4 protein-coding genes, 1 tRNA gene and 1 pseudogene are annotated in these 4694 nt (G+C 33.1%); 4 read left to right on the forward strand and 2 right to left on the reverse strand.

The window, feature by feature from the left end; all coding sequences use genetic code 11:
- The 3 genes and pseudogenes from AAC084_RS21075 to rpsT all read left to right on the forward strand — a co-directional run.
- Nucleotides 1–168 (forward strand): annotated as a pseudogene (locus AAC084_RS21075) (proline--tRNA ligase); the annotation flags it as partial.
- A 78-nt stretch (nt 169–246) separates the two neighbouring features.
- Nucleotides 247–318: transfer RNA gene (locus AAC084_RS21080), tRNA-Glu, on the forward strand.
- Nucleotides 319–366: 48 nt separating this feature from the next.
- Nucleotides 367–618 carry a 30S ribosomal protein S20 gene (gene rpsT / locus AAC084_RS21085; RefSeq protein WP_339842270.1) on the forward strand — a complete coding sequence of 84 codons (252 nt, stop codon included), beginning with the start codon at nt 367–369 and terminating at the stop codon, nt 616–618.
- An 879-nt stretch (nt 619–1497) separates the two neighbouring features.
- Here rpsT and AAC084_RS21090 read toward each other — a convergent pair.
- Entirely contained in the window at nt 1498–2196 is a 699-nt protein-coding gene (locus tag AAC084_RS21090) for a hypothetical protein (protein ID WP_339842271.1), read from the reverse strand.
- 205 nt (nt 2197–2401) lie between these two features.
- Nucleotides 2402–4030 carry a transcription termination factor Rho gene (gene rho / locus AAC084_RS21095; RefSeq protein ID WP_339842272.1) on the reverse strand — a complete coding sequence of 543 codons (1629 nt, stop codon included), beginning with the start codon at nt 4028–4030 and terminating at the stop codon, nt 2402–2404.
- A gap of 195 nt (nt 4031–4225) precedes the next feature.
- Here rho and AAC084_RS21100 point away from each other — a divergent pair, with 195 nt between their 5' ends.
- The gene (locus AAC084_RS21100; RefSeq protein WP_339842274.1) at nt 4226–4636 is read left to right on the forward strand and encodes a DUF4293 domain-containing protein; all 411 of its coding nucleotides are present in this window, start codon (nt 4226–4228) and stop codon (nt 4634–4636) included.
- The last annotated feature ends 58 nt before the right edge of the window (nt 4637–4694 follow it).

The following is a 4694-nucleotide window of genomic DNA, read 5'->3' on the forward strand; positions in this document are numbered from 1 at the left end:
TTTATTTCAGCTCATTGGGATGGTAGTAAAGAAACTGAAGAACGTGTAAAAGATGAGACAAAAGCTACGATAAGGTGTATTCCTATTGATGCGAAGGAAGAAAAAGGTGTTTGTATGGTTACTGGAAAACCATCTAATAAAAGGGTGCTATTTGCTAAAGCGTATTAATTTTTTCAAAAAATTATAATCAGGTGTTGTGATAGTAAAAAATATTTGTATTTTTGCATCCGCAATTGCGCAAAGTATGGTCCGTTCGTCTAGGGGTTAGGACGCCAGGTTTTCATCCTGGTAACAGGGGTTCGATTCCCCTACGGACTACAAAAATTGAATGGATGAGAATCCGAAGAAATTATAATAAATTATAAAATGGCAAATCACAAGTCGGCATTAAAGAGAATCAGAAGAAACGAAGCAGTTCGTTTACGTAACAGATACCAGCATAAAACTACGCGTAATGCTATTAAAAGATTACGTGCAGAAGAAACTAAGAAAGATGCTGAGGCTCTTTTTCCAAGTGTTGTTAGTATGATTGATCGTTTAGCAAAACGTAATATTATACATGATAATAAAGCTGCCAACTTAAAGAGTAAATTAGCTAAGCACGTAGCTGCTTTATAATATTACTTTAAGATAAAATTCTAAAAGTCTTTCTTTAAATAGAAGGGCTTTTTTTGTTGAGTTTTTTTATTGATTAGGTTTAGTATCTTGATAATCATTTTTGTTTGTCCTACATTCTTTTGATTGTGAATACTTACTCTTATAGGTAATTGTTATTCTGTTTTTTCATTAGCTATTCGAAGTCTTTTCATCAATATAAAGCCAATTATAATACAAGAGTATAATACTCCAATTGTTGCATAATGGAATATTGATAAATTGAATTCAGAATATATTTCATAATAAAAAGTTAGAATATACATAGTGACTGGGTAGCATGTATAAAAAACTAAAATACCCAAGCTAATCCAAAAAAGAAGATTTGTGTACAGTGGTAGTTTTTGTTCTTCTTTGAATATTTTAGATAAGTATGTTAGAACAGCATAAAGTAAAATTATGGAACCGATTATAATTGCATAATTTTGAGGTTCTAAGTAAAAATCTTGGATAAATATATTCATTATGCAAGTCACCAAAAACATCCAGCTACCATATTTAATTACTTTTTTGCTGATTGATTTGTCAATAATATGATAATAAACATAAAAGAAATACAGAAAAAATATGATATCAAAAATATTGAAAATAACAGTGTTATAATTATAATACTCTTGCTTATAAATAATTTGAATTTCGTCTATGTCTCTTACCATAAGTCCAAGGGTCTCAGATAATAGTGTGTACGCTATGACTATTGGGAGATATTTTAAAATGGTGTCATAATACAGCCTATATTTTGCCAATGATGAAATAAAGGCCAATAAATAGAGAAGTAAAAAATAATTATTTAGAAAATATTCAAACATATTTATTGGTCAGTTAAATCATCGATTTATGTGATTACTGATTCTTTGGGGGTGGGACTCCCGTACCACGGTTTAGTGTTAAACTTTGTTGACCTTGAAAGCTTGTAGGTTTAGTGATGGTTGAATTTAAACTTGGTGCAAATGATGCGTAGGCTTTACTTTTTTCAGAGGTATTTGTGCTATACCCTTTTACATTTTCAAAGCTATCATTTAGGGGTATTGCTTGTCTACCCTGTGCTCCATCGCCAATATAAAATAAATAGTCTCTTTTTCCATCGTTATAAGTTGGCGAAAGCATAATAGAGTTTTGTCTAGGATGTTTAATAGAGTCTTTAGAATTTGGAAAAACTACTTCATCTGGATAATTGGAATAGTAAAATCTTAATGTAGAAATTTCTACACCAGCATCATCTGCCTCTTGTTCTATATATTCTAAATACTGTTTGATAGTTTTATAATCATAGTAGACAAAACGTCCTACATCAAATTCTGTATCGTCTTTATTCTGTCTGTTTATAGAATCTTCATAATGTTGAATTAGTGGTACTCTTCGCTTGCTATATGAATCATACATATTTTTTGCCTGAGGAATGGCTACAATTTGATTTGGTGGTAATACCTCAATTTTATTATCAGGGACTTCATTTTTTTTAGGTTGTTGATTACAACTAAAAATACTCGCTAGCGCAAAAACACATAAGATTTTACAGGTCATTGTAGTTGGTCTTTTCATTTTCAGTGAATTAAGGTTATTATTAAGAAAACTGAAAAAAGACTGGGGGAGAATCTTTTCTTATTCATTAAAGATATTAAAAAAATAAAGGAGTCTTAAAAGTTTGTCTATGGTTTTAATGCAGTTGGTCATTTAAGAAATTATTCAAACAAAAAAATCCCGATTTCAATTTGAAATCGGGATTTTTATATAAGAGTTATTTATTTTAATTGTTCATGGTCATCAAGAACTCTTCATTGTTTTTCGTTTGTTTAAAACGTTGTTCAATGAATTCCATAGCTTCTACAGGATTCATATCCGCCAGATACTTGCGCATGATCCACATGCGTTGTAAGGTACTTTCGTCTAATAACATGTCATCTCTTCGTGTGCTTGAAGAAGTCAGGTCAATAGCAGGGAAAATCCTTCTATTCGCAATTTTACGATCTAGTTGAAGTTCCATGTTACCGGTACCTTTAAATTCTTCAAAGATAACTTCATCCATTTTAGAACCGGTCTCAGTTAATGCCGTAGCAATAATAGTAAGAGATCCGCCACCTTCGATGTTACGTGCTGCACCAAAGAATCTTTTTGGTTTATGAAGGGCATTAGCATCAACACCACCACTTAATACTTTACCAGATGCTGGTTGTACTGTATTGTAAGCTCTAGCTAAACGTGTAATAGAATCAAGTAGAATAACTACATCATGACCACATTCTACCAATCGCTTTGCTTTTTCTAAAACGATATTGGCAACACGAACATGTTCAGTAGGCTCTTTGTCGAATGTAGAAGCGACAACTTCACCTCTAACATTACGTTGCATATCAGTAACCTCTTCTGGTCGTTCATCAATTAATAATATAATTTGATAAACTTCAGGGTGATTTGCTGCGATACCATTTGCAATATCTTTCAAAAGCATGGTTTTACCAGACTTTGGTTGAGACACGATCATACCCCTTTGCCCTTTTCCGATAGGAGAGAACAAGTCAATGATTCGGGTTGATATGGTACTTTGGCGTTCTGCCAAATTAAATTTTTCTTGTGGGAATAACGGAGTCAAATGCTCAAAAGACACTCGGTCACGAACAATCTGTGGGTCAATACCGTTAATTTTATTCACCTTAATTAAAGGGAAATACTTTTCTCCTTCTTTGGGTGGTCTAACATTACCTAATACGGTATCACCTGTTTTTAATCCGAAAAGACGAATCTGAGACTGTGAAACATAAATATCATCAGGTGACGATAGGTAGTTGTAATCAGAAGAACGTAAAAAACCGTAACCATCTTGCATGATATCCAGAACACCTTCACTGGCAATAATAGAGTCAAACTCATATTCTGGCTCTTTGTACCTATTTTTTAGGTCCTTGTCAAAATTGCTTTTGTCATGGGGAGCTCTCGGGTTTGGCTTTTTGTTAACCTGAGGGGAATTCTTTTGAAACTCCTTTTTATTATTTGATGGATTTGGAGTTTTTGGTCTAGGCCTTGGTCTCGGCTTAGGGGTTTCTATGGTTTCCTTTGAATCCTTTTCTGGAGTGGCTTCTTTTTCTGGAGACACTTCTTTAATAGTAGCTTTAGGCTCTTTAGTTGCATTTGGTGCAACACGTTGTCTAGGCCTTGGTTTTGGCTTCGGTGTTACCTCAGCCGGTTTGCTAACTTCTTCGGTTTCCGTTTTAGTTGGAGCAATAGCAGCGGCAACTTTAGGGTTTGCTGCTTGTAAGTCTAATATCTGATAGACTAAATCCAATTTTTTTAAGGTCTTGAATTTAGGAACCTTAAGTCCTTTAGCTATTTCCTGAAGCTCAGGAAGCTTTTTTGATTTTAAATCTGAAATCTCAAACATTAAGTAGTCGAATAAATTATATGTGATTTGTATTGTAAGAAGTAAATTTTATTTTGGATATTCTCAAGGAATGTTTTCCTTAATTGGTAGGCGTTATGACATGATAACGTAGCAATATTACAAATTATTTTGAATAAAAGGGCTATAATTTTTGAAAAGACCTGTATTTTTGCTTTGTAAAGTGGTAATTAATATATGATTCAAAGAATACAGAGCTTTTATTTACTCATCGTGGCAATTCTTACCGGCGTACTTCCGTTCTTCTTCAATCTATGGATTGATATTGATGGTATAGAGGTTTTTGCCGATAATGAAATGCTCATTTCTATTACCTTTTATAGTAGTGCTGTATTAGCTATATGGTCTATAGTACAGTTTAAAAATAGAAAAACTCAGTTTGTTATTAATAGACTGAATATGATATTGAATGTTTTTTTACTAGGATTTTTCGTTTATCGATCGCTAAACTTATCCGGAGAGACTTCTGTCTCTGAGAAGGGTATTGGGATGTTGATTCCAGTATTTTCTGTCATTTTTTTGGTTCTTGCAAATAGAGCTATAAAAAAGGATGAAGATCTTGTAAAATCTGTTGATCGCTTGCGTTAAGCCTAACATCTTAGTAGTATTAGTGCGTTAAACCCGGGGTAGTTTCCGGGTTTTTTTG

The sequence above is a fragment of the uncultured Maribacter sp. genome (assembly GCF_963977385.1).
In the GTDB taxonomy this organism is placed as follows: Bacteria; Bacteroidota; Bacteroidia; order Flavobacteriales; family Flavobacteriaceae; genus Maribacter.

What these genes read in the sequence shown, in the direction of transcription:
- AAC084_RS21090 (WP_339842271.1), bottom strand. Translation starts at nt 2,196, where the DNA reads ATGAAAAGACCAACTACAATGACCTGTAAAATCTTATGTGTTTTTGCG.
- rho (WP_339842272.1), bottom strand. Translation starts at nt 4,030, where the DNA reads ATGTTTGAGATTTCAGATTTAAAATCAAAAAAGCTTCCTGAGCTTCAG.
- AAC084_RS21100 (WP_339842274.1), top strand. Translation starts at nt 4,226, where the DNA reads ATGATTCAAAGAATACAGAGCTTTTATTTACTCATCGTGGCAATTCTT.
- rpsT (WP_339842270.1), top strand. Translation starts at nt 367, where the DNA reads ATGGCAAATCACAAGTCGGCATTAAAGAGAATCAGAAGAAACGAAGCA.